Source organism: Mycobacterium sp., assembly GCF_035603715.1.
Lineage (GTDB): Bacteria > Actinomycetota > Actinomycetes > Mycobacteriales > Mycobacteriaceae > Mycobacterium.
Window position 1 is genome coordinate 1 of the sequence record NZ_DATNJW010000037.1, and the last position, 2301, is coordinate 2301.

A 2301-nucleotide genomic window follows, 5' to 3' on the forward strand; every position below is an offset into this window, starting at 1 on the left:
ATGCCGCCGCGGGCGTACCGGCCGCGCGGCGTGGGCGCGGAGTCGCCAGTGAGGTTGCGCTCGCGCGACTCGATTCGCCCGCTCGGGGTAATCGGCATCTCGGCTTCGCGAAAGCTTTGGTGCATGAGATGCCGCACACCCTGGCCGCGTTGGAGGCAGGCGTGCTGACGGAGTGGCGGGCCACCTTGATTGTGCGCGAAAGCGCGTGCTTGGACGTCGATGACCGGCGGACCCTGGATGCCGAGTTGTGCCGCGACCAAGCCGAACTCCAGGGCATGGGCGACGCACGGGTGGCGGCGGCTGCCAAGACGATCAGTTACCGACTCGATCCGCATGCGGTTGTCGAGCGGGCCGCCAAGGCAGCGACCGATCGGACGGTGACCATTCGGCCCGCGCCGGACACGATGGCCTATCTAACCGCATTATTGCCTGTGGCCCAAGGTGTCTCAGTCTACGCAGCACTGCGGCGGGAAGCCGATGTCTGCGCCGACGGGCGCTCGCGTGGCCAGGTGATGGCCGACACGCTCGTCGAACGGACCACCGGGCGAAGCGCGGCAGCGGCGACCCCGATCGCGGTCAATCTGGTGTTGTCCGACGAAACGCTGTTTGGTCGGTCCAACGTCCCTGCCACCGTCAGCGGCTACGGCCCCATCCCGGCGGCCGTTGCGCGCGGACTGGTCTCAGACGCCGTCACTGATCCACGGTCGCGGGCTAAGTTGCGCCGGCTTTACGCTCATCCGGACTCCGGAGCATTGGTGGCGATGGAGTCACGGTCCCGGTTGTTTCCCAAGGGGCTGGCCACTTTCATCGGGCTACGGGATGAGCGATGCCGCACACCGTACTGCGACGCACCGATCCGCCACCGCGACCATGCCCAGCCGTGGGCCGGAAGCGGCGAAACAAGCGCGGGCAACGGACTCGGACTATGCGAACGATGCAACTACGTCAAAGAGGTCGCCGGCTGGCGCGTCAAACCGAATATTGATGAAATTGGCAGGCACACAGCGCAATTCATCACACCAACCGGCGCGCATTATCGGTCGGCAGCGCCTCCGCGGGCCCCGGCGATCGCGAGAAGCGATGTTGAAGTCCGCATCGGTATAACGCTGGCTCGACACGCGGCCTAATCCAGCAGGTTGCGCACGACGCCGTCGGCCAGCAGCCGCCCCCGGTCGGTGAGGACCAGGCGCTCGCCCTCACGAGACAGCAGGCCGTCCTGGACAGCGACGGCGGCGCGCTCGCGCTCGGCCTCGTCCAGCAGGTCGGTCGGCAGACCTTGACGCAGCCGGATCTTCAACAGCACGTCCTCGGTGTGGCGGGTGGTGGCATCCAGCTGTTCGAAACCGGCGACCGGCAGCGCGTCACCGTCCAGTATCTGCGCATAAGCGTTGGGATGCTTGACATTCCACCATCGCGTCGCGCCGATGAAGCTGTGCGCGCCGGGACCGGCTCCCCACCACTGACCGCCGTCCCAGTACCCGAGATTGTGTCGGCACTCCCCGCCTGGCCGACTCCAGTTCGACACCTCGTACCAGTCGAACCCGGCCGCCGACAGCTGCTCGTCGGCCAGCTCGTAGCGATGCGCAAGGACGTCGTCGTCGGGAGCGTCCAGTTCGCCGTTGCGGACCCGGCGCGCCAGCGCGGTGCCCTCTTCGACGACCAGAGCGTAGGCGGACACGTGGTCGACGCCGGTGTCGATCGCGGTGTCGACCGATCGCAGCAGGTCGTCGTCGGACTCCCCGGGGGTTCCGTAGATGAGGTCGAGGCTGACGTGTTCGAATCCTTCGGCAAGCGCCTCGCGAGCCGCCGCCGCCGACCGGTTCGGCGTGTGGATCCGGTCCAGCACACCCAGCACCCGAGGCGACACCGATTGCATGCCCAACGACACCCTGGTGCAGCCGGCGGCGAGCGCCGCGGCGAAGAAGTCCGGCCACGCCGACTCCGGGTTGGCCTCGGTGGTCACCTCGGCGTCGGTAGCCAGCTCGAAGTTGTCTCGTACCGTTTTCAGCACCCGGGTGAAGCGCTCGGGTCCCAATAGCGATGGTGTGCCGCCGCCGACGAAGACGGTCTGCACGGTCGGTCCGCCCAACCGAGCGGCCGCGAGTTCAAGCTCTGAGCGCAGCTTGTCCAGCCAGGCATCGGGGTTCACCCCGCCCAGCTCGGCGGGCGTGTAGGTGTTGAAGTCGCAGTAGCCGCAGCGGGTGAAGCAGAACGGCACGTGTATATAGATGCCGAATGGCCCGCCGCCGCTCAACTGCAGGTCAGGAAGTCCGACTGGCGCGGAGGATGCCGTCACGCCTT

Annotated in this window: 2 protein-coding genes; one reads left to right on the top strand and one right to left on the bottom strand. The window is 67.4% G+C overall.

Translation table 11 applies throughout. The annotated features are described in order from the left end of the window. Nucleotides 1-1127: HNH endonuclease (locus VN856_RS01325; RefSeq protein ID WP_325685383.1), on the top strand; the 1127-nt coding region annotated here is incomplete at its 5' end. Here VN856_RS01325 and hemW read toward each other — a convergent pair. Further along, nucleotides 1124-2296 (bottom strand): radical SAM family heme chaperone HemW, encoded by a 1173-nt coding sequence (hemW, locus tag VN856_RS01330; RefSeq protein ID WP_325685385.1) that lies wholly within the window; start codon nucleotides 2294-2296, stop codon nucleotides 1124-1126. The genes VN856_RS01325 and hemW overlap by 4 nt on opposite strands. Between the last annotated feature and the right edge of the window lie 5 nt (nucleotides 2297-2301).